The organism is Citrobacter sp. Cpo147 (genome assembly GCF_030332405.1).
Classification (GTDB): domain Bacteria; phylum Pseudomonadota; class Gammaproteobacteria; order Enterobacterales; family Enterobacteriaceae; genus Citrobacter; species Citrobacter portucalensis.
Map to the genome: position 1 here is coordinate 1 of NZ_JAOWHX010000008.1, position 497 is coordinate 497.

Sequence of the window (497 nt, forward strand, 5' to 3'; positions counted from 1 at the left end):
TCATTTCTTATTACGGAGAAATGAAACAGTGTGTCGTTTCAATTTTCAGCTTGATCCAGATTTTTAAAGAGCAAAACTTCGCAGTGAACCTTTTCAGGTACACTCTGAAGTTTTCTTGTGTTTTTGCAGTAAGGATGGTGGAGCTATGCGGGATCGAACCGCAGACCTCCTGCGTGCAAGGCAGGCGCTCTCCCAGCTGAGCTATAGCCCCATCGTAGTTATCTCATTCACCTTAATTCTTGCTGAGACAAGGCGTGGAACGGTGAAGCATACTGAAGTATGCGAGTCGTTTCACAACGCGGTATCAGAAAGAATTTGGTAGGCCTGAGTGGACTTGAACCACCGACCTCACCCTTATCAGGGGTGCGCTCTAACCACCTGAGCTACAAGCCTGCAGAGATTTTCTTACTGCTAATTTTCATCAGACAATCTGTGTGAGCACTGCAAAGGTCGGTTCTTTAAGGTAAGGAGGTGATCCAACCGCAGGTTCCCCTACG

At 47.1% G+C, this 497-nt stretch carries 2 tRNA genes; both read right to left on the reverse strand.

Going from position 1 to position 497, the window contains the following annotated elements:
• Window positions 1-135 precede the first annotated feature (135 nt).
• Window positions 136-211 (reverse strand) — tRNA-Ala (locus tag OGY06_RS00035).
• A 105-nt stretch (window positions 212-316) separates the two neighbouring features.
• Window positions 317-393, reverse strand: a tRNA-Ile gene (locus OGY06_RS00040).
• Window positions 394-497 lie beyond the last annotated feature (104 nt).